Source organism: Arthrobacter sp. efr-133-R2A-63 (genome assembly GCF_030209795.1).
GTDB classification, from domain to species: domain Bacteria; phylum Actinomycetota; class Actinomycetes; order Actinomycetales; family Micrococcaceae; genus Arthrobacter; species Arthrobacter bambusae_A.
On the sequence record NZ_JARVRG010000025.1, the window covers coordinates 35,893 to 56,569 of the forward strand.

Below are 20,677 nucleotides of genomic sequence, written 5' to 3' on the forward strand. Positions count from 1 at the left end.
CATGTCCTCCCTTCCCGGATGGACATGTCCATTTTTAGTGGTCAGGACTGGGCATGTTCGCAATATGTCCAGTCCTGGGAGCGAACGGGGGGCATGTCCCCTGCGCTCGGGTCGGGTTGGGTTGGGGTTGGGGTGCCGGGGAGGTTACGGGGCGGTGGACGCGTTCTGGTACGTGCCTTGGATGACTGAGCCCCAGTACGGGCCGTACATGTTGGTGGAGTTGCTGCCGTAGCCGTAGCTGTTCACCGAGTTCTGGTACCCGGCGGAGCTGGTTCCCGTGAACCATGGGCCGCCGGAGGAACCGCCCGTCATGTTGCACGGGATTCCCTGAGTGTTGTACTGGGGGTTGTAGGGATCGTTGGCGGCCGTGCCGGAGCAGCTCATGAGTGACTCTCCGGTGAAGGGAGCCGCCGCGGGGTAGCCGAACGACTTGTATGCGAGTCCGCGGGCGGCATTGAACTGGACTCCTGAGGCACCCACGACGTCAGCGAGCTTTTGGCCATTGAGGGGGTTCATGACGGCGAATCCGGTGTCGTACTGCATGGCTCCACTCGAGGACCACTGGCTGGTGGTGTACAGCGCCTTGGCCGTCCACTTTCCGTAGGGTGCCACGCCGTTCTGGTAGGCAGGAACAAACGTGAAGTTGCTCGCGAACGCCCCGGGGCCTTCGTTGAGGCAGTGGCCGGCCGTGGACACTGTGCTCCGGTTGGCCGAGGTGATGGAGTTTCCGGAGCAGACATAATTCACGCCGCCGAGAGTGAAGAACACCTTCCCGATGTGCGGGACGGGAGCCTCACCGCCATTTGCTTTGCGGTCCACGGCCGGGGACTGCGTTGCCGGGCTGGCGGCTTGCTGGCCTTCGATGGTGGTCAGGGCGCTCCCCAGGCCCGGAAAAACCTGATCGGGAGAAACCGGGAGGTCGGCAAGTCCGAGTGCGGCTTGTGCCCGCGTGAGAGCCTTGGTCGCCAGGACGTCGCCGGAGACGGCGTTCTTCATCCGCTCAGGAGTCCAATAGTCAGCAGTGTTGCCGTCCGACGCCGGATTGCTGCTGACGGTCGACGCATCGGCGCCGTGGCTTGTGGACGGAGCCGCAGAAGCTCCGCTGCCGGCGCCCAGCGAAAGCAGGGCGGCGGCAGTCAGGCTGAGCAGGCTTGTGGCCAGGGTCTTGGTTCTCGTCACAGTTGTCCTAGATATCGGGGAGAGGCGGCCGGTTTTGTGGTGGCCGCGTGGACTGACGGAACCGAAACTACCCAAGTCGTGACAAGGATGTAAAGGGATTGTGAGATTTGACTTTCGTTTTGACAAGAAGCGAATTCTGCCCTATTTCCGGGTGGCCGGAAGGCCTAGGATCCGGACGCCAGCTCGTAGGCATCCCGGATAACGGAGCCCCAGTAAGGACCGTAGATCACGGCCGGGCCGCCGGGGTAACCGTAGCTCGTAATGGAGTTTTGGTAGGAATCCCGTTCGGAGTCGACCATCCAAGGTCCGCCCGATGAGCCACCGGTCATATCGCAGGGAATGCCCTGTGCCTTGAACTGGGGGTTGATGGGATCCTTGGTTGCGTCGCCGGAACAGCTCTTCAACGATTGGCCGTCGAACGGCGGAGCAGCAGGGTAGCCGAAGGCTTCATAGCTGAGTCCCCGGTCCTGGTTGAACTCCACGCCCGACGCCCCAACGACGTCGGCCAGGTGTTTGCCGTTGACGGTGGCAGTGACCGCGAAGCCTGTGTCATAGCGGATGTCGCCCGTGGTGCGCCACTGGGGTGTCGTGTACAGGGCTTTGGCCGGCCAGATGCCGAATGGAGCCTTGCCGTTGAGATAGGCCGGTACGAAGATGAAGTTCTTCACGAATGCTCCCGGACCCTCGTTGACACAGTGGCCAGCGGTCGCCACCGTGCTGTCGTTATCCGACACGACGACGTTGCCGGAGCAGACATATGCGAAGGCACCCATGGTGAAGAAGACCTTGCCGACGTGGTCAATGGGGTCTTCGTCTTGATGCAGGCTCCCGTTGCTGCCCTTGGCGCTCGCGATTTTCACGGGCGGCCCGGTTTCGACTGCGGCAGCGGCGGTGCTCGATGCGCCCGCTCTTGCGAGGGCCTTGCCTGCGAGGACGTCGCCGGGGATTGCTGCTTGCATCCGTTCGGGAGTCCAGTACCCGGTGGGGTCGGTGTTTGTTGTCGCCAGACTGACGAGCTGCTGCGTCCCAGGCGCTGCGAAGCTCGAAACCGCATTGAAAGGCGTTGCGGCTGCCGCCCCTCCAGCGGCACAGAGGGTCAAAACGGCGGAGGTAAGGAGGCTCAGGAGACCAGTGATGGGGAGTGATTTCTTTGTCATGATTGTCCTGCCAATCGTTTGGCGGCCACGTGACGTCGGCCACAGTTTGACCCAATGAACCTACTCCGATTTGTCGCTGAGGTACATAAGGTTCGGCGAGGTATGACGTGGTAAAGGTCCCAAGAATCCGTCCCGGTACGCGCCAATCCGGCCCCCTCAGGTAAGTTAGAGATGTTGAAATCTGCAGACTTTCAGGGAGATGCCCCGCCAATGGCAAAGATTATCTATACCCACACTGACGAAGCGCCGATGCTGGCGACGTACTCGTTCCTGCCGATTGTGGAAGCTTTCGCCTCAACGGCCGGCGTGGAGGTCGAAACCCGCGACATCTCGCTGGCCGGCCGAATCATCGCCGTCTTCGGTGACTACCTGACTGAAGAGCAGCGGATCAGTGACGCACTCGCCGAACTGGGTGAACTGGCAAAGAAACCCGAAGCGAACATCATCAAGCTCCCCAACATCAGCGCCTCCGTCCCGCAGCTGAAGGCAGCCATTGCCGAGCTCCAGGCCCAGGGCTACGCGCTTCCGGACTACCCGGACAACCCCTCCTCTGACGAAGAGACGGACATCCGCTCGCGTTACGACAAGATCAAGGGTTCGGCCGTGAACCCGGTCCTGCGTGAAGGCAACTCGGACCGCCGCGCGCCCCTGTCGGTGAAGAACTACGCCCGCCAGAACCCGCATTCCATGGGTGCCTGGAGCGCGGACTCCAAGACCAACGTCGCGCACATGACGGCAAACGATTTCCGCTCCAACGAGAAGTCCGTGGTCATCCCCGCAGATGACACCGTCAAGATCCAGATTGTCCGCGAGGACGGCACCGTCAAGGTCCTCAAGCCGGCCTTCCCCGTGCTCGCCGGTGAAGTAGTGGACGGCACCGTGCTGCGCGCGGCCGCCTTGGACGAGTTCCTGGCCGCCCAGGTGGTTCGTGCCAAGGAAGAGGGCGTGCTGTTCTCGGCACACCTGAAGGCCACCATGATGAAGGTCTCCGACCCGATCATCTTCGGCCACGTCGTCAAGGCGTACTTCTCTGAGCTTTTCAACACCTACGGCAAGCAGATCGCTGCTGCCGGCCTGAGTGCCAACAACGGCCTGGCTTCCATCCTCAACGGCCTTGAAGAACTGCCCGAGGACGTTCGCGAAGGCATCAAGGCGGCCATCAAGAAGGGCCTGGAAGACGGCCCGGCACTGGCCATGGTCGATTCCGACAAGGGCATCACCAACCTCCATGTTCCCAGCGACATCATCGTTGATGCTTCGATGCCGGCAATGATCCGCAGCTCCGGCCACATGTGGGGACCGGACGGCAAGGAAGCCGACACCCTCGCGGTCATTCCGGACAGCTGTTACGCGGATGTCTACCAGGTGGTCATCGATGACTGCCGTGCCCACGGCGCCTTCGATCCCACCACCATGGGTACGGTTCCGAACGTCGGCCTGATGGCACAAGCCGCCGAAGAATACGGCAGCCACAATAAGACCTTCGAAGTTGAGTACCCGGGAACCATGCAGGTTGTGGACTCCTCTGGAACCGTGCTGATCGAACACCAGGTCTCCCCGGGTGACATCTGGCGCGCCTGCCAGACCAAGGACGTGCCGATCCGCGACTGGGTCAAGCTCGCTGTGACCCGCGCCCGCGCTTCCAAGATGCCGGCTGTCTTCTGGCTCGACGAAACCCGCGCCCACGACGCCCAGCTGATCAGCAAGGTCAAGGAATACCTCAAGGACCACGACACCGAGGGCCTTCAGATCGAAATCATGTCCCCGGAGAAGGCCACCGCGTTCACGCTCGAGCGGATCCGCAAGGGCGAAGACACCATCTCGGTGACCGGAAACGTGCTGCGTGACTACCTCACCGACCTGTTCCCGATCCTGGAACTCGGCACCAGCGCCAAGATGCTCTCCGTGGTCCCGCTGATCAACGGCGGCGGACTCTTCGAGACCGGTGCCGGCGGATCGGCTCCGAAGCACGTCCAGCAGCTCCTGCAGGAAAACCACCTGCGCTGGGACAGCCTGGGTGAGTTCCTCGCATTGGCAGTTAGCTTCGAGCACCTCGCCACTACCACCGGGAACGCGCGGGCCCAGGTCCTCGCCGACACACTCGACCGCGCCACGGGCACGTTCCTCCTGGATAACAAGTCCCCGAAGCGCAAGGTGGGCGAACTCGACAACCGAGGCAGCCACTACTACCTCGCGAAGTACTGGGCGCAGGAACTGGCCCAGCAGAGCGACGACGCCGAGCTCGCAGCGGCGTTCTCCGCCGTCGCCGGGGCCCTGACGTCCAATGAGGACACCATCATCGCCGAGCTGCTCGCAGTCCAGGGTTCGCCTGCCGACATCGGCGGCTACTACCGCCCCGACGCCGCCAAGGCAGAGGCCGTGATGCGTCCCTCCGCAAAGCTCAACGAGGTTGTCGCGACGCTGAACTAAGCGCCCGCCCCACCCAACTGACTCGCAGTTGTTGTCGTTTTGAGAGCTCAGAACGACAACAACTGCGAGTCAGTTGCATTTAAGCGCGGCGGAAGCGGCGCGGCGCGTCTATCCCGTCGACAAGATCGGCAAGTACGCGGCCAATTGCCGGGGTGAACTTGAATCCGTGCCCGGAGAACCCGGCCCCGACCACCAGCGGTCCAAAACGGTCGAGCACGAAGTCTTCGTTGGCCGTGCTCGTGTAGGTGCAGCTGATGGGAACCGCCGATTCGGCGTCGACCCCTGGCAGCCATTCACGAGCGTAGCGGCGGAGGGCCTCCAGCTGGACCGGCTCGGGTTGGAACGTGCGGGCATCAGGATCGGTGACCGGTCCTACACCATGCCACCCCGCCTTGACCCCTTCGCCCGGTGTGAGCATCCCATAGACGGGGCTGTACCAATAGTCGTCGCGGGGATCACCGGGGTCCGGTGCGTGGTTGAAACTCGGCCAGGACTGGGAGTCATCGATGGGCGTGAAATGGGCAGGTTGCTCCTGGGTGACTACCAGGCGGGGGAGGGGCACCTGCGTCCCGACAAGCTTGCTGGTCCAGGCGCCCGCCGTGATGACAACCCGGCGCGCGGTGATCTCCAGCGAATCAGTCACGACGACGGCGCGATCGTCGCGGAGGACACGGATGTCGCGAACCGGTGTGGAATACGTGAAGCGAGCACCGTGCGCCTCAGCTGATGCGCGCAGCGCCCTGAGGGCGTCGGCCGCACGGACCCGGCCCGAGTCCGGCACAAACAGAACATCGCTTCGGAAGACCATGCCCTGCCAGCGGTCTGACGCCTCCTTTGCGGAGATGAAGTGGCTTGCGATGCCCCGCTGTGCGTGCGCGGTGCGAACTTCCCGGAGCCGGGCAATATTTCCGTGGTTGGCCAGACCCACAAGATCCAACAGTTGCATTTCGGTCTCCTCTGCGAGCCCGTCCCAGAGGTCCCTGGCCTCGCTGACCAGGGCGAGATAGGCGTCCTCCGCGTAGGCCGTGTTGAAGTTGCGCGTTGCACCGTGGGAAGCGCCCACATGGTGCCCCTCTTCAAACTGCTCTAGGAGAACCACCGATCGCCCCCTGAGTGCGAGCTGCCTGGCCGCAGCAGATCCCATTGCGCCTCCGCCGACTACGACGACGTCAACATCCATACCGGCTTCACCCATCCCGTCCGGGCCTCCCAGCGAGGCCTACCGCAGTTTCCATTCTGCCGTGGACGGAGCGCCCGTTTTTGAGCTGCGCCATCCGCATGGAAGATTGGACCGGGTGAAACTCCTCCTTTCTTCGCAGACATCGTCCTCGCGCGGCATCGCGTTTTTGAGGATCGTGTTCGGCGGCCTTCTGCTGCTGCATGGAGTCCAGAAGCTCCTGGCCGGGCAGCCTGCGTTCGAGGCAACCATCGCCGCGATGGGTGTCCAAAAAGCGGAACTGATGTCCTGGCTGGTCATCTGGGGTGAAACCGGGCTGGGTGCACTTTTGGTGCTCGGCGCCCTGACCAGGGTGGCTGGCTTCCTGGCAGCGCTCATGTACGCCGGGATCTGGTTTGTCACCGAATCAGGCAAGCCGCTGCTGAGCGATAGTCCCGGAATCAACGCCGAGCTGCTGATTCTGTATATCGCGTTGGCGTTGGCGTTTGCCTTCATCGGCTCCGGGGCGCTTTCGGTGGACCGGAAACTGTTTGCCGGGAAGCCGGCCCGAAAGCCACGGCGCTAGGCGCCCTTAGCGCCGACCCGTCTGGAGACCCGCCCGGGCCATGGCGTCCGCGTAGGAGCGGCCCATTTCGATCAGCCATTCAGTCTGGCGTTCCTTGGAACCGGCGAAAGCGCGACCGTGCAGCGAGCGGGCCTTGTAGACCTTCAAGCCGCGGCGCCAGATCAGCTGGTTGTCCGTCTTGAGAAGCATTTGCGCCAGGCGGTTGGCTTCTGTTCCATGGGCAACGATCGCCGAGGCGCGCGGAACGAGTTTGAGGAAAGCGATGAGCGGCTTGAGGCCTGCTGCGACCTGCTCGGGAGTCAGCTTTCCGTTCGCCTCGCCGGGAGTGAACCAAGGGTGGGTGTTCCACGGCATCATCCATTCGGGACGCAGGCCGAGCTGGAACTGCAGGCCCAGCAGGCGTGTGGCAGCGGCGTCGTCGCCGGCCCAGACAACCCCCCGTGGGGAGGCCTCGCTCGTGTTGGAAAACAGGGTGACAATCCGGCAATCCTCCACTGAATGCATCGGATCCACATAGGGGACCTCGAAGCCCGGGCGGAGCTTGCGGAGGAATTCCACATGCTGGTTGACCGCGGCGATGTGCGGGGCGAAGAAGGGGCTGTCCGGAACCCCGGGCGTCACGGATTGTTCCGCGGGAGCCGCTTCGGAGCTTGCCGGCTCGACGGCGGCCGGCTCGACGGCGGCTGGTTCGACGACGGCGACAGTCGGCGTCTCGACAACAAGGCCCGGCTCGACGACGGCGGCCGGTTCGACGGCGGGAGCGGCCGTGGGTACCACCCTGCGGGTAATGACCGGACTGGCCTTGGGCAACGACGTCGACGACGCTTTCTTCGGCGTGGCAGCCTTTAGGGAAGTGGCCTTTGGAGCATCTTTCTTGGCCGGGGTCTTCTTTTCGGCCTTGGCCGGTGCCTCGAAGTCATCCTCGTCGTCGAACAAGCCATCGAAGAGCTTGTCGAGCTCGTCGTAGCCGTTTCCGTAGTCGTCGTCGAGCTCGGGGCCGCGCCCGAAACCTTCCTCGTAGCGCGAGTCCAGTTCGGTGCGGTAATCCTCGTCGTGGACGTCGAAATAGTCAGGTTCGGCCAATGCGGTCATGAGAGCGGGGATCTCCTGGGGTCGGGCAAGGACCGGTACCGGGCGCGTGGGGGCACGTCCGTTTCCGGGCCAGTTGATGGGAGGCTCTCCGGGGCGACCGGTTGAGCCTTTAGATCTTAGCAAGCCCCAGGTGTTCTGATGTCCTTCCCGCGTTCATCTGACTCGGTATGTCGCTCGGCGTCAGCGCTCAAACATGGATGACGAATTGAGCAAGCGCCGCGGCCGCTATGAAACTTGCGGAGAATGTGATTGTCGCCACAATGACCGTGCGCCAGTTGAGTGTCTTCAGCGCGTTGATGTCGCGTCCAACGTTCATGCCGAGCAGGGCGATCGAGCCGAGGCCCACGTAGAGCGGGTCAAGGTTGTGGGTGAAGGAGACGATCATGCCGCTGAAAGGAAGGATCGGAGCCGTCGCCAAGGTGGCGAGAGCAAGGACCCATACGCTGGACGGCACGGCCGGCACGTACTTGGCGAGGACGAACGCCACCGCGCACCGTCCTGGAGCAGCTTGCGGATTCCGGCCTGCTGGACACCCGGCTCCTCATCCGCATGGAGTTGTCATCGACGGCACGGACCCGTCGTCCAGCGCAGAGGGAGGGCCCTTGGATGTGTTGGCCCGGCATGGCGTCAGCATCATCCACTGCCCCCTGACGTCGTTCCATTACTCAGGCATGCTCAAGTCCTTTGACGCGTTCGCAGCCGCCGGGGTCAACATGTGCCTGGGAACGGATTCGTTCCCGCCGGACCTGATCAAGGGCATCGACGTCGGCACGCACCTGGCCCGTATCGTAGAGGGCCGCCGGGACGCCGGCGCGGTGTCTGCTTTCTTTGATGCTGCCACGCTGGGCGGCGCCAGGGCGTTGGGCCGCGACGACCTGGGGCGCCTGTGTCCGGGCGCCCAAGCGGACATCATGGTCGCCTCACTGGGTGACTTCCGCGACGGGGTGGTGGAAGATCCACTGCGCACGCTGATCCTCAACGGCTCGGCACGCAACGTCATCGACACCTACGTCGCCGGCCGCCCAGTGGTTGTGGAAGGCTCGCTCCCAGGCATCGACCTGGGCGAGCCACGCGCCGAAGGGCAGCGGCTTTTCGGACAGATGGTGCACGCCTACGGCGAACGCGACTACCGGCGTCGCGATGCGTCCGAGCTGTTTCCCCCGGTCTATGCCCCGGCGGCGGTCCTGATTCATGACTCGACGGCGTAACGCACCGTACGGTCCGGATTTCCTTGGGGTGCCACGCATAAGCTCCTCCGCGGGGCGGTTAGCCCTGCGGAGGAGCCGGGAACGGGCCACATCCGGTGAGGTGGCGCAGCCCGAGCCGGTGACTATGCGGGAATGGCTGCCCGGATCTTCCGGCTGCCCACCATCACGATGAGTCCAAGGAGCAGCAGAGCCGCCCCGAACAGCAACCACAAGCCATTGAAGCCAGTGCTAGCGAGAACAGCCGTTTCAGCGCCAACCGCAATCGCTGCAGTAGCTGAGGCAGCGCCGGCCTGCACTTCAGTCCCGGTCGAAGGAACCGAGGCGGCAGGAGCAACGAAGCCTTGGGCATCGCTCGGCGCGTTCACGAACGGCGGGTCGACAACCCCCGGGGTGACCGTCGGCGGGTTGACCACGGGCGGTGTCACTGCCGAAGGGTTGACGACGCCGGTCGGCAGCCCTAGGCCAAGCGAAACCGTGCCGCTCGTCAGCGGGAGGTCCAAAGCTGCTGTGGGTCCCGTGCCCGAGATGATGCCGGTACCTGTAGGTACGGAACCGAGCAGGTTCAGCGAGGTATCACCCACGGTGGCGAGTCCGGTGCCCGGTACCGTGGCTCCGGTGTTTCCGGTGGTGCCGGTCGGCGTCGTGCTGAGGACGTTGACGGAGGTATCACCCACGGTGGCGAGTCCGGTGCCCGGTACCGTGGCTCCGGTGGTTCCGGTCCCTCCAGCGGTGCCGGTCGGCGTGCTGAGGACGTTGACGGAGGTATCACCCACGGTGGCGAGTCCGGTGCCCGGTGCTGTCGCGCCGGTGTTTCCGGTGGTGCCGGTGGTGCCTGTCGGCGTGGTGCTGAGGACGTTGACGGAGGTGTCGCCGACGTTGGCCAGTCCGGTGCCGGGTGCTGTGGTGCCGGTGTTTCCGGTGCCTCCAGCGGTGCCTGTCGGCGTGGTGCTGAGGACGTTGACGGAGGTGTCACCCACGGTGGCCAGTCCGGTGCCCGGTGCCGTGGCGCCGGTGCCTCCAGCGGTGCCTGTCGGCGTGGTGCTGAGGACGTTGACCGAGGTGTCACCGACGGTGGCCAGTCCGGTTGTGGGTGCCGCGGCGCCGGTGGTGCCTGTCGGCGTCGTGCTGAGGACGTTGACGGAGGTGTCGCCCACAGTGACCGGTGCAGTGACCGGCGCGCTGACGGGAATCGTCGCCTGGGTGCCGGAGGCTGTTCCAGGGCCGGAATTGCTCAGAACTGCCAGTGAGGTGGCTCCGATATTAACAGGGACCGATATCGGAGCCACCACCTGGGTTCCGGACGGGACGGCTGCTCCGCCGGAATTGGTCGCCGGGGCCGGAGCCTGGGCGGGAACAGGGGTAGTGGTCGCGGCGCCCGAAAGTATCGAGAGCGACGTCGACCCGAGGTTCACCGGAATGGATACCGGTGCAACGACTTGAGTGCCCGAGGCACTGCCCTGCGCGCTTGTCGTGGCGTCTGCCGCGTTCGCGGCAGTTGCGCCGAGGGCTATCAACCCGCCGGCAAAGAGGGTGCCAAGCAGCCCCTTGCGAATCATGCTGTGCATTGTGTTTTTCTCCTGAATGATTAGTTCCCAAAGGCGCATCGGTCCGCAGGAAACTGCGGGAACGCCCGGATCGGCCGTTTGCCGCGGCCCGGAACGCATGTCCGGGGAGGCGGCAGAGCTCGGAACTAATCAGGGGAAGAGCCCGGGTCAAACGACACCGGAGCCGGAACTCTGCCCGCAGAAGCCGTGGACACGAGCGTCCCGGCCAAGGGGCAAGACATGTTTGTGCCTTCGAGCCATGCAGCTGCAGCCCCCGAAGGATTGCCGGAAAGGACTGCAGATCCGCTAGCAGTATCGCTGCCGCCCGGTGTACCGGGCGGGAACGTCCCGTCTGGTGAGGGCGCCGGAGGATGGTCGGAACCGCTAGCCCTGACCGTTGCCTTCGAAGGTCCCGAGTTCAGGCCCAGCGGACCGCCGGGGCCTGCGAGGCCGGGCAACGAATCCGCGGCATTCTGGGCGAGCGTTGAGGGGATCTCGGCAACGGGATCAAGAACAGTGGGACCCCCCGCAAGAGCATCGCCCATTACGACGCCATCGGGGAAGTGGAGGGGAGGGGCCATGATGGGGTTCGCGGGGGCAACAACCGGAAGACCGCCACCCGGAAGCGTCTCCACCGTGGATCCGACCGCTCCCACGACAGGGGTGACGACGTGGTCAAGCAAGGAACCAGCGCGGTCAACCGCGCTGGCCGCAGGTGATACAACGCCTGCAGTCACGGCACCAACGGTCCCCTGAGGCACGACGGCGCTGATCACGGGAGTGCCGGCCACAAGCTGGTCGACGTTCCGAGCCAGCTGCGGAAGCTCGTTCAGAACAACTTCGGGCACCTGGACCGCTGGTAGCTGGACTGCGGGCACTGGAAGGGGCTCCACAGCCGGCGCCGGCATGGACGCGACACTTGCCGGAACGGCATCGCCGACGACTCCGGAAAGCCCCCTTCCAGCGTCGTGCACGGCGTTGGAAACTGTGGAGCCCGCTCCGCCTAGAAGGGTGTGGTTGTTCGTGCTTCCGGAATCAGCGTTTGCCGCCGTGGAAGAGAGGGCGATCCAAACGACGGCGCCGGCGCCGGCGAGCATGACGGAGCGGAGAACGTGAAGAACCCGCGACTTACTTTGCTCAGCTTCCATCTCGACACCCCCCAGCGTCAGCTTGGATCGACGATCGCTCCCATCCTAGGCCTCACTAGTTAACTAGTCCAGACGTTGGACGTAAGGATTCGTCAATAAGCTCAGCGGGCGTCGCTGGCGTACCGGACTCCCAACTGGGAGCGCACCCCGTCGAAGAGTCGCATGGTGTTCAGCGAATCGTCCAACGGCATCACGGGACTTTCCGTCAGTCCCTGCTGGACACAGCGGGTCACCTCACGGAGCTCGTAGGTGTAGCCGATCCCGACCGCGTCAAAGCGTTCGACCCGCGGTTCGTCCCAGCCGGTCCGAATCAGAAGCTCGCGCGGATTGTTGATGGACCCTTGCGTCTGAAGGAAGCCCTTGGAGCCGGCAACCGAGGCAGAGCGTGGCCCGTGGGCCAGCAGTGAAGAGGTCAGCTGGGCGACGGCGCCGTCGTCGTAACCCAGGGTGAGCGCATTCTGGGAGTCGACGCCGTCGTCCGTCAAAGCGCCGATCGCGCTGACTGACTGCGGGAAACCGAGGGTACCCAAGGGCCACAGCAGGGCGTATACCGTGAGGTCCAGGAGGGCCCCGCCGCCGTCCGCCGGGGCCCAGATGCGGGCGGAAGGATCGTATGGGGCAGGGAAACCAAGGTCGGCGCTGACCCACTTGATGTCGCCCAGTTCGCCGGACGCGGCAATGGCGAACGCCCGCTGCATGCTGGGCAGGAAGCGACTCCAGACGGCCTCCATCAGGAACAACTTCCGTTCCCGGGCCAAAGCGACCAGCTCTGCCGCTTCACGGCCATTGATGGTTATGGATTTCTCGCACAGAACGTGCTTGCCTGCGTTGAGGGCGTCCCTGACGATCTCGAAATGTTGGGCGTGCGGAGTGGCCACATAGACCACATCGACGGCGTCATCGGCGAGCAGCCGCTGGTAGCCGGGCACACCGCCGTCGTCCCCGTAGGACTTCGTGACCCCATGCGTGGCGGCAAAGGCATCCGCGGATTCCTGGCGCCGAGAGCTCACGGCATACAACTTTGCGTCCTCGAGTTGGGCGAGGTCGCCGCTCACGGTCTTGGCGATCCCTCCTGTGGCGATGATGCCCCAGTTGAGGGCCTTGCCGGTGGCCGCGCGGGGATCCTGGTTCGGCTGACTGAACAACCACGGCTTGGCGATATGCAGACTCATGCGGCCTATCCTCTCACTCCGCCGCAGGCGTTATACAGCTCACGCTCAAGACGGGAGGACCGGGAACCATGCGGTTCCCGGTCCTCCCGTCCGCTGCGGTTGTCCGAGGAGCCGGTCAGGCCCCCGCAGCCACTCGTGGGCGCACCGTTTCCTCGCTCAATTTGCCTTGCTGAAGCCTGAAGCGGCGTTCGGTCTTCTGCGCCAGGCTCCGGTCGTGCGTGACCACCAGAATGGTGGTGTTGTGGTCCCGGCTCAGCGAACTCAGCAATTCGATGATGTGCTCACCGGTCTGCTCGTCCAGGTTGCCGGTGGGCTCGTCGGCCAGGATGAGCTTGGGCTCGTTGGCCAGCGCCCGGGCAATCGCAACCCGTTGCTGCTCGCCGCCCGAGAGCCTGTTGATCCGCCGGGACTGTTTCTCCGGATCCAGCTGCACTTGCTCCAGGAGGGACCGCGCCCGCTCCAAGCGGGCGGTCTTCCGCATTCCCGCGAACTCCATCGGCAGCATCACATTGTCCACTGCCGAGAGATTGGGGATGAGGTTGAACTGCTGGAAAACGAAGCCGATGTCCCGGCGCCGGTATTCGGTGAGTTTGCCGGCAGGCAGCCCGGCCAGGCTTACGCCATCCACGACGACGTCCCCGCTGGTGGGCTTGTCGAGGGCACCGAGCAGGGAGAGCAGGGTGCTCTTGCCGCTGCCGCTCTTCCCCACGATCGAGGCGAGGGTGCCTTTTTCGAGCTCGAAGCTCACACCGTTGACGGGCTTGATGGTGCGGTCGCCGGACTTGAACTGGCGGACCAGGTCTTTGACTTCAATCATGGCTATTCTCCTCGGAGGACTTCGATGGGACGGATGCGGGCTGTGAGCAGCGCTGGTACCAAGGCACCCACGACGGCGACGCCGAACACTGCGGCGACGCCGGCTGCAATGACGCCGGGGGAGGCGCTCGCCGTCACGGAGGTCAGCAGCTGGGAGGCTCCACCGAAGGGGTTCCCGCCTGGTCCGCCGAAGCCGCCGCCGCCGGGGCCGCGCTGGCTCGCAGTCGACGTCGAGCTGTTGGAACTGATCAAAGCCGATGCGATGCCGCCGCTGGCGAAGGAAGCAATGGCCGCGCCGACGACGCTGCCGAGCGCGACGAGGACGAGGGCTTCGAGCACGAACTGCAAGCCGATGGTCCGGTTGCGTGCGCCGATGGCCTTCAAGACGCCGATCTCACGGCGGCGCTCCCGGACCAGCATGACCATGATGAGCAAGATGATCAGGCCGGCTGTGCCCAGTGCCGCGATGAAGGCCACGAGTGAAATGTTCTTGACACTGTCCAGTGAACTGACGGCGGTTTGGAGGTTTCGCTGCCCCTGGGTGACGTCGGCCTTGCTGGTGCCCAGGGCGTTTTGAAGGGCGGTCTTGGCTGCGTCGACGTTGTCCATGCTGTTGACGGTGACCACCATGCTGGAGAGCTCGCCCGGAGTCGCCGCGAGGGCCTGGGCCTCGGCGAGTGTCGTGTACACGGCATTGTTGCCGAATGTGGTTCCTGCGTCGAAGATGCCGGCCATGGTGAACGTCTTACCGGCGATGGTGAACGTTGAGCCGGCCTTCAGGTTGTTCTTGGTCGCGAGCGTGGTTCCGACGAGGGCCTTGGTGCTTGCCACGGTGTAGTCGCCCAGGCCGGTCCCGCTCGTGATATTCAGGGCCTTGCCGGAGGTGTCCACCTCGGCGCCGATACCGGTAGCCGTGATGGGCAGGGAGAACGCCGGCGCGGTTCCGGTGTTTCCCGTGCCTGTGCTGCCCGACCCGGTGCTGCTGCTGGCGTTGTTTCGGGTGCCGAGTGTTCCGGCGTCGATGGCTGCCTGGAGGTTCGTGGTGACGCTCGTGCCCCCGCCGGGACCGCCACCACCCGGTCCGGCCTGCTGCGTGGTCGTGCCGGTGGTTGAGGTGGATGCCGCGGTTGCGGTCTCGAGCCGCAATGCCTTGGTGCCCACCACGGAGACGACGTTCGGGACGGCAGCCGCCGTCGCGGTCTGGGCCGTGGTGAGCGGCTCGCCGCCGCCGTCGAAGCCCTGCGCGCCGGCGGGGTTGACTGTCAGGACCGTCCCCACGGAGGCGTTGAGCTCCTGGACCTTGCCGCCAACGGCCTGGTTGGCCACGAGCATGGCCAGCGCCAGTCCGATCGCGACGGCCAGCACTGCCACGACGGCCGCGGTTCTTATCTTGTTGCGGAAGGCATTGCCTACACTCCGGGCGAGGACGCTCACGATTCTCCTTAGGGACCCGGCCCGCCCCAGCGGCGCGCCTGCTCACCTAACAGTGCTCACCGCGGCTGTGCGGTTGTGCTGCTGTTCCTATGCGGGGCCTGTGAAGCGATGCGCGACGGCGGATGGAGCCGGACACGACGACGGCGGCCACCCCCGTGAGTGGGGATGGCCGCCGTTGTTGGTGCCTGGATAACAGGTACTACTTCGTGATCGGGCCGAGGATCGGATCGTCCACGTAGGCCGTCTTCACGTTGGCCAGGGTCACGATGACCGGCGGCAGCAGGTATGCCGGTACGGTCTTGACACCGTTGTTGTAGGACTTGGTGTCGTTGATTTCCGGGGTCTTCCCGGACTGGATGTCGTTGACCATGGTGATGGCGTGCTCAACGAGCTTGCGGGTGTCCTTGTTGATGGTGGAGTACTGCTCACCGGCAAGGATGGACTTGACCGACTCAACTTCGGAGTCCTGGCCGGTCACGACCGGAATCGGCTTGCCAGCCGCCTTGACCGAGGTGATGATGGCGCGGGCCAGGGTGTCGTTCGGGGACAGTACGCCGTCCAGCGAAGCGCTGGTGTAGGTACCCGCGAGGAGGGTGTCCATGCGCTTCTGGGCGTTCTCTGCCTTCCAGCCCTGGGTGACTGCCTGCTCGAACGACTTCTGTCCGGAAACCACCTTGAGGGTTCCGTCATCGATCTTCGGCTGCAGGATGCTCATGGCGCCGTCGAAGAAGACCTTCGCGTTGGCGTCATCCGGGGAACCTGCAAACAGCTCGACGTTGTACGGGCCGTTCGGCTTCTTGGCCTTGAGTCCGTCCAGCAGGGCCTGGCCCTGCAGCACGCCGACCTTGAAGTTGTCGTAGGCCACGTAGTAGTCCACGTTGGAGGTGTTCAGGAGCAGGCGGTCGTATGCAATGACCGTTGCGCCGGCGTCCTTGGCCTGCTTGAGCTGCGTACCCAGCTGGGCGCCGTCGATGGCACCGACGATGATGAGCTTGTCACCCTTGGTGATCATGGCGCTGATCTGGTTCTGCTGCTCCGAAACGCCACCGTTGGCGAACTGCACGTCCGGCTTGTACCCTGCGCTCGTGAGCCCGTCGTTGAAGAGCTTCTCTGCGAGGACCCAGTTTTCACTGGTCTTCTGGGGGAGCGCGACGCCGATCGAGGATCCCTTGGGGAATGCCTCGCTGCCGCTTGATGAACCGCCGGAGCTGCCGCTGTCCGCACGGCCGCAGGCCGTCAGCGCCAGTGCCGCGATCGCAGCAACCGCTGCTGCCTTTCCTGCTTTACCAAACATTCGCATATCTTGGTTCGCTTTCTTTGTTGTGGATGGAACAAGTCGTCCCGAAGCCGGTCAGGCTTCCTTGGAGATGGCTTCCCTGGTTGAGGAGGTCTCGTCCGGAGCGTTTTCGCTGCTCCGGCCGAAGTTCTTCATCATCATTCCGATGATCGATTTCTTCCCCTGGGTCTTGTTGTAGACATCGAAGGCGACCGCTGCGAGCAGCACGAGGCCCTTGATGATCTGGGTGAGGTCTGCGCCGACGCCGAGGAGTTGCAGGCCGTTGTTGAGCACAGCCATCACGAGGCCACCGACGATCGAACCGATCACGGTTCCCACGCCGCCGGTGACCGCGGCGCCGCCGATGAAGACGGCCGCGATCGCATCCAGTTCCCAGCCGACGCCGTCGAACGGACCCGAAGCGGTGGAGCGGCCCACGAAGATCATGCCGGCGAGGCCGGCAAGGATGGACATGTTCATCATGACCATGAAGTTGACCTTCTTGGACTGGACTCCGGAAAGCTCGGCCGCGTGGCGGTTGCCGCCGACTGCGTAGATGTGGCGGCCGATGACCGTCTTGGCGGAAATGAAACCGTAGATCAGGACCAGGACGGCCAGGATGAGGCCGGGGATGGGGAACGAGGTGCCGGGGCGGCCCGTGGCGAAGAGGTAGGTCGCGTAGAGGATGGCGGCGCTCACCAGGACGAGCTTGGTGATCATCACCCAGCCTTCTTGTACCTCGGCGCCCAGTGCCTGGGCGGTGCGGCGGGAACGAATCGCACTGAAAATCACGAAGGCGACGGCGATCAGGCCGAGCAGGAGCGTCAGGTTGTTATACCCGGTTTTCGGCCCGACCTCGGGCAGGTAGCCGGAGCCCAGGTACTGGAAGTCTTCGGGCACCGGAACAGTGTTGGACTTGCCGACGAACTGGTTGAATCCGCGGAACAACAGCATGCCCGCGAGGGTCACGATGAAGGCCGGGATGCCGACGTATGCAGTCCAGAATCCTTGCCAGGCCCCGATCAAGGCGCCGAGCAGGAGCCCGAACAGGACTGCCACATACCAGCTCAGATGCCAGTCCCTGATGGCCAAGGCCACCGAGATACCGACGAAGGCGGCCACCGAACCTACTGAAAGGTCGATGTGCCCCGCGATGATGACCAGGACCATGCCGATGGCCAGGATCAGGATGTAGGAGTTGCCGTTGAAGAGGTTGATGACGTTGCCCGGGGTGAGGGTGCGGCCCGAGGTGAAGATCTGGAAGAAGATGACGAGTGCAACCAGGGCGAAGATCATGCCGAATTGGCGGGTGTTGCCACCGAATAGCTTCTTGAGCGCGTTCATTGTTTTGGGTCCTTGTGTCCGTGTGGTTCTGGGGATGACCGGGATCAGGCGGCTTTGCGGCTGGATGTCATGAGCTTCATGAGGCTCTCCTGGCTGGCTTCGTCCTTGTTGAGTACGCCAGTGATGGAGCCCTCGAAGATGGTGTAGATGCGGTCGGAGAGGCCCAGCAGTTCGGGAAGCTCGGAGGAAATCACAATCACGCCCTTCCCTTGGTTGGCCAGCTGCTGGATGATTCCGTAGATCTCGTACTTGGCCCCCACGTCGATTCCACGCGTGGGTTCATCCAGGATGAGAAGGTCCGGATCGGTGAACATCCATTTGGCGAGAACAACCTTTTGCTGGTTTCCGCCCGAGAGCTTCGAGACGCCTTCCTCCACGGACGGCGTCTTGGTGCGCAGGGACTTCCGGTATTGCTCGGCCACCATGAATTCCTTGTTGGTGTCCACAACGATTCCCCGGCTGATCTTCTTCAGGTTGGCAGACACCGTGGTGGTCTTGATGTCGTCCAGGAGGTTCAGTCCCAGGCTCTTGCGGTCTTCCGTGACGTAGCCGAGACCGGCGTCGATCGCCTGGCGGACGCTGCGCATGGTGATCGGCTTGCCGTCTTTGTACACCTGCCCGGAGATAAACCGGCCGTAGGAGTGGCCGAAGACGGACCGGGCAAGCTCGGTGCGGCCGGCGCCCATCAGGCCGGCAAAGCCGACGATTTCGCCGCGGCGCACGTGGAAATTGGAGTTCTTGCAGACCAGGCGGTCCTGGATCTGCGGATGCCCGACGTTCCAGTCTTTGACTTCGAAGAACACCTCACCGATCTTCGGCGTGTGGTCCGGGAAGCGGGACTCGAGCGTCCGCCCGACCATGCCCTTGATGATCCGGTCCTCGTCCACGCCGTCTTCCACCACGTTGAGCGTCTCGATGGACTTGCCATCGCGGATGATGGTGATTTCGTCCGCGATCTGCTCGATCTCATTGAGCTTGTGGGAAATGATGATGGATGTGATGCCCCGGCCCTTGAGGCCGAGGATCAGGTCCAGCAAGTGCTGGGAGTCCGATTCGTTGAGGGCGGCCGTGGGCTCGTCGAGGATGAGCAGCTTGACGGACTTGTTCAGGGCCTTGGCGATTTCCACCAATTGCTGCTTGCCGACACCGATTTCCTTGATGGGGGTGTCCGGGTCCTCGCGCAGGCCGACCCGTGCGAGCAATTCGATGGACCGCTTGCGCGCCTCTGCCCAGTCGATGATGCCGCGACGGACGGGTTCGTTGCCGAGGAAGATGTTTTCCATGATGGACAGCTCGGGGATCAGCGCCAGTTCCTGGTGGATGATCACGATTCCCGCATGTTCGCTGGCCCGGATGTCCTTGAACTGCTGGACTTCCGCCTGGTACACGATGTCGCCGTCGTAGCTGCCGTAGGGGTAAACCCCGGAGAGCACCTTCATCAACGTGGACTTTCCTGCGCCGTTCTCGCCGCAGATCGCGTGGATTTCGCCCACCTTGACCCGGAGGCTAACGTCCGAGAGCGCCTTCACGCCGGGGAATTCCTTGGTGATGGACCGCATCTCGAGGAGAACCGGATCCTGGTGCGTTATGGGGTTCGACATACCCTCGCGCCTCCAATGTTTGACGTCGTTGTCGGCTCGGGGATGGCGAGCCTATCTGATGAGAAAGTAAACTGGATCACACCGCTTGTCGTCAAGACTTGAACGCAAGACGGCGGTAACAGCGTGATAACGAAATGTTCAGGACTGCTTGATTCCGGCGTGCTGGAACACCAAGGCGGCCGCCCCGAGGGCCTCCGCCCGGGCGCCCAGCGAAGACATCGCCAGGTGCGTGGTCTCGCCGATAACGGGCACCGCATGGCGCACGAGGCCGCGCCGGATCGGGTCCAGGAGGATGTCGCCGAGGCCGGCCAAAGGGCCTCCCACCACGATGACTTCCGGGTTTATGAGATTCGCCACATTGCCCAACGCGCGTCCCACCGCGAGTCCCGCGTCGTCCACCACGCGAAGGGTCGCCGGATCCCTCGCCATAGCGTTGCGGACAATGTCCTCGGGTTCGAGGTGCAGCCCCGAGCCCTTTCCGAGCAGCTCGATCATGGTGGAGGTGGAAGCCATCGTTTCCAGGCAGCCCCGGTTGCCGCAGCGGCAGATTGCACCGTATTCGTGGATGGTCGCATGGCCGATCTCTCCCGTGATTCCCACCGCCCCGTAGTACGGTGCGCCATTGATGATGAGGCCCGCTCCGATGCCGGAACCGATCTTGAGGAACATGAGGTTGCCGATCCCGCTGTGTGGCCCCCACGTGACCTCGGAGAGCGCGCCGAGATTGGCGTCGTTGTCAACGTATACGGGAAGATCGAGGGCTTCCTCCAGCCGTTCGAGAATCTGGATCCCCACCCATTCGGGCAGGATGGCACCTTGTGCCACAGTCCCGGAACGGCGGTCGATGGGGCCGGCTATGCCAGCGCCCGCGCCAACCACCGCGCTGCGGTCCACTCCGCTTTCGAGCAGTAGTTTGTCGAGGAGGGCGACGGCGGCGCTGATCCCCTGTTCGGCATGATGGCCAAGGGGGAGGGTGACCGTTTCCTCGACGATGATGTGATAGCCCAGGGAGGCCAGGACTACCCGCAGGTGGCGCCGGCCGAAATCGATCCCGACGGCGACCGCGCCGTTGCTGTTGAGCCTGACGTTCAGTGCCCGGCGTCCGGAGCTGGTGATCGGTTCGGTGGAGACGAGGCCGGCGTCCTGCATGATCTTGACGATGTTGGACACTGTTGCCGTGGATAAGCCGGTCTGCCTGGCCAGCTCGGCTTGTGTGGAAGGGCCGCTCAGCAGGCATTCGATGAGCCGTTGCTGGTTCAAGTGGCGCAGCGCTGATTGCGAGCCGGGGTTTTTGCGGTGGCTCTTCGTCGAGCTGGATGTTGCAGGCATGACATGAAGCGTGCCTCAAATCACAGTTGCAGTCAAGAAGTTAACGCAATGGGGTGAACTTGCGTCGGCATCATGAACTATGCCGCGGATTTGTACGAACCATCCCCGCAGGGTAGCCCGCAGGTCCATTTGTCCTGTGGGACCGGCCTGCGGCTGGCTAGGCTGGAATCACGAGTAATCCCGGTCATGTCTCCCAAGAACGCCC

The 20,677-nt window shown here is 63.9% G+C and carries 17 protein-coding genes; 3 read left to right on the plus strand and 14 right to left on the minus strand.

All coding sequences use genetic code 11. From position 1 onward, the window contains the following. Window positions 1-144: 144 nt before the first annotated feature. Window positions 145-1,179 (minus strand): trypsin-like serine peptidase, encoded by a 1,035-nt coding sequence (locus tag QRN45_RS14050; protein ID WP_284763746.1) that lies wholly within the window; start codon window positions 1,177-1,179, stop codon window positions 145-147. A gap of 164 nt (window positions 1,180-1,343) precedes the next feature. Continuing rightward, a complete protein-coding gene (locus tag QRN45_RS14055) occupies window positions 1,344-2,336 on the minus strand; it encodes a trypsin-like serine peptidase (protein ID WP_241710463.1) in 993 nt (330 codons plus the stop codon). 210 nt (window positions 2,337-2,546) lie between these two features. On the opposite strand from QRN45_RS14055, the gene QRN45_RS14060 reads away from it, so the two are divergent. Next, window positions 2,547-4,766, plus strand: a complete 2,220-nt coding sequence (locus tag QRN45_RS14060; protein ID WP_284763749.1) for an NADP-dependent isocitrate dehydrogenase — start codon at window positions 2,547-2,549, stop codon at window positions 4,764-4,766. Between the two features lie 79 nt (window positions 4,767-4,845). Here the strand turns inward: QRN45_RS14060 and QRN45_RS14065 are convergent, their stop codons facing one another. After that, complete coding sequence (locus QRN45_RS14065) at window positions 4,846-5,946, minus strand: FAD-dependent oxidoreductase (protein WP_284763799.1); 1,101 nt, start codon at window positions 5,944-5,946, stop codon at window positions 4,846-4,848. A gap of 115 nt (window positions 5,947-6,061) precedes the next feature. Between QRN45_RS14065 and QRN45_RS14070 the strand changes: the two genes are divergently transcribed. Continuing rightward, window positions 6,062-6,508 (plus strand): DoxX family protein, encoded by a 447-nt coding sequence (locus tag QRN45_RS14070; RefSeq protein WP_284763751.1) that lies wholly within the window; start codon window positions 6,062-6,064, stop codon window positions 6,506-6,508. A 6-nt stretch (window positions 6,509-6,514) separates the two neighbouring features. Here QRN45_RS14070 and QRN45_RS14075 read toward each other — a convergent pair whose 3' ends face one another. Beyond that, complete coding sequence (locus tag QRN45_RS14075; protein ID WP_241710486.1) at window positions 6,515-7,012, minus strand: uracil-DNA glycosylase family protein; 498 nt, start codon at window positions 7,010-7,012, stop codon at window positions 6,515-6,517. A 775-nt stretch (window positions 7,013-7,787) separates the two neighbouring features. Continuing rightward, the gene (locus tag QRN45_RS14080) at window positions 7,788-8,087 is read right to left on the minus strand and encodes a hypothetical protein (protein WP_241710466.1); all 300 of its coding nucleotides are present in this window, start codon (window positions 8,085-8,087) and stop codon (window positions 7,788-7,790) included. 121 nt (window positions 8,088-8,208) lie between these two features. On the opposite strand from QRN45_RS14080, the gene QRN45_RS14085 reads away from it, so the two are divergent. Then, window positions 8,209-8,808: an amidohydrolase family protein gene (locus QRN45_RS14085; RefSeq protein WP_284763802.1), complete on the plus strand. Its 600-nt coding sequence runs from the start codon at window positions 8,209-8,211 to the stop codon at window positions 8,806-8,808. 122 nt (window positions 8,809-8,930) lie between these two features. Here QRN45_RS14085 and QRN45_RS14090 read toward each other — a convergent pair whose 3' ends face one another. The 9 genes from QRN45_RS14090 to QRN45_RS14130 form a co-directional block, all read right to left on the minus strand. Then, entirely contained in the window at window positions 8,931-10,373 is a 1,443-nt protein-coding gene (locus tag QRN45_RS14090) for a hypothetical protein (RefSeq protein ID WP_284763754.1), read from the minus strand. 125 nt (window positions 10,374-10,498) lie between these two features. Next, entirely contained in the window at window positions 10,499-11,500 is a 1,002-nt protein-coding gene (locus QRN45_RS14095; protein WP_284763756.1) for a hypothetical protein, read from the minus strand. Window positions 11,501-11,601: 101 nt separating this feature from the next. Continuing rightward, entirely contained in the window at window positions 11,602-12,672 is a 1,071-nt protein-coding gene (locus tag QRN45_RS14100) for a Gfo/Idh/MocA family protein (RefSeq protein ID WP_284763758.1), read from the minus strand. Window positions 12,673-12,787: 115 nt separating this feature from the next. Further along, the gene (locus QRN45_RS14105; RefSeq protein WP_078106013.1) at window positions 12,788-13,489 is read right to left on the minus strand and encodes an ABC transporter ATP-binding protein; all 702 of its coding nucleotides are present in this window, start codon (window positions 13,487-13,489) and stop codon (window positions 12,788-12,790) included. A gap of 2 nt (window positions 13,490-13,491) precedes the next feature. Then, window positions 13,492-14,922 (minus strand): ABC transporter permease, encoded by a 1,431-nt coding sequence (locus QRN45_RS14110; RefSeq protein WP_284763760.1) that lies wholly within the window; start codon window positions 14,920-14,922, stop codon window positions 13,492-13,494. A gap of 199 nt (window positions 14,923-15,121) precedes the next feature. Beyond that, a complete protein-coding gene (locus QRN45_RS14115; protein WP_078106011.1) occupies window positions 15,122-16,222 on the minus strand; it encodes a substrate-binding domain-containing protein in 1,101 nt (366 codons plus the stop codon). A 51-nt stretch (window positions 16,223-16,273) separates the two neighbouring features. Next, a complete protein-coding gene (gene mmsB, locus QRN45_RS14120; RefSeq protein WP_241710473.1) occupies window positions 16,274-17,542 on the minus strand; it encodes a multiple monosaccharide ABC transporter permease in 1,269 nt (422 codons plus the stop codon). 44 nt (window positions 17,543-17,586) lie between these two features. Beyond that, complete coding sequence (gene mmsA / locus QRN45_RS14125; protein WP_241710474.1) at window positions 17,587-19,143, minus strand: multiple monosaccharide ABC transporter ATP-binding protein; 1,557 nt, start codon at window positions 19,141-19,143, stop codon at window positions 17,587-17,589. A 138-nt stretch (window positions 19,144-19,281) separates the two neighbouring features. Beyond that, a complete protein-coding gene (locus QRN45_RS14130) occupies window positions 19,282-20,472 on the minus strand; it encodes an ROK family transcriptional regulator (protein WP_241710475.1) in 1,191 nt (396 codons plus the stop codon). Window positions 20,473-20,677: the final 205 nt, after the last annotated feature.

Excerpts from the sequence above, each read along its gene's own strand:
- QRN45_RS14095 (WP_284763756.1), bottom strand. The coding sequence starts at position 11,500 with ATGGAAGCTGAGCAAAGTAAGTCGCGGGTTCTTCACGTTCTCCGCTCC.
- QRN45_RS14060 (WP_284763749.1), top strand. The coding sequence starts at position 2,547 with ATGGCAAAGATTATCTATACCCACACTGACGAAGCGCCGATGCTGGCG.
- QRN45_RS14115 (WP_078106011.1), bottom strand. The coding sequence starts at position 16,222 with ATGCGAATGTTTGGTAAAGCAGGAAAGGCAGCAGCGGTTGCTGCGATC.
- mmsA (WP_241710474.1), bottom strand. The coding sequence starts at position 19,143 with ATGTCGAACCCCATAACGCACCAGGATCCGGTTCTCCTCGAGATGCGG.
- QRN45_RS14065 (WP_284763799.1), bottom strand. The coding sequence starts at position 5,946 with ATGGATGTTGACGTCGTCGTAGTCGGCGGAGGCGCAATGGGATCTGCT.
- QRN45_RS14090 (WP_284763754.1), bottom strand. The coding sequence starts at position 10,373 with ATGCACAGCATGATTCGCAAGGGGCTGCTTGGCACCCTCTTTGCCGGC.
- QRN45_RS14130 (WP_241710475.1), bottom strand. The coding sequence starts at position 20,472 with ATGCCTGCAACATCCAGCTCGACGAAGAGCCACCGCAAAAACCCCGGC.
- QRN45_RS14105 (WP_078106013.1), bottom strand. The coding sequence starts at position 13,489 with ATGATTGAAGTCAAAGACCTGGTCCGCCAGTTCAAGTCCGGCGACCGC.
- mmsB (WP_241710473.1), bottom strand. The coding sequence starts at position 17,542 with ATGAACGCGCTCAAGAAGCTATTCGGTGGCAACACCCGCCAATTCGGC.
- QRN45_RS14055 (WP_241710463.1), bottom strand. The coding sequence starts at position 2,336 with ATGACAAAGAAATCACTCCCCATCACTGGTCTCCTGAGCCTCCTTACC.
- QRN45_RS14100 (WP_284763758.1), bottom strand. The coding sequence starts at position 12,672 with ATGAGTCTGCATATCGCCAAGCCGTGGTTGTTCAGTCAGCCGAACCAG.
- QRN45_RS14075 (WP_241710486.1), bottom strand. The coding sequence starts at position 7,012 with ATGCATTCAGTGGAGGATTGCCGGATTGTCACCCTGTTTTCCAACACG.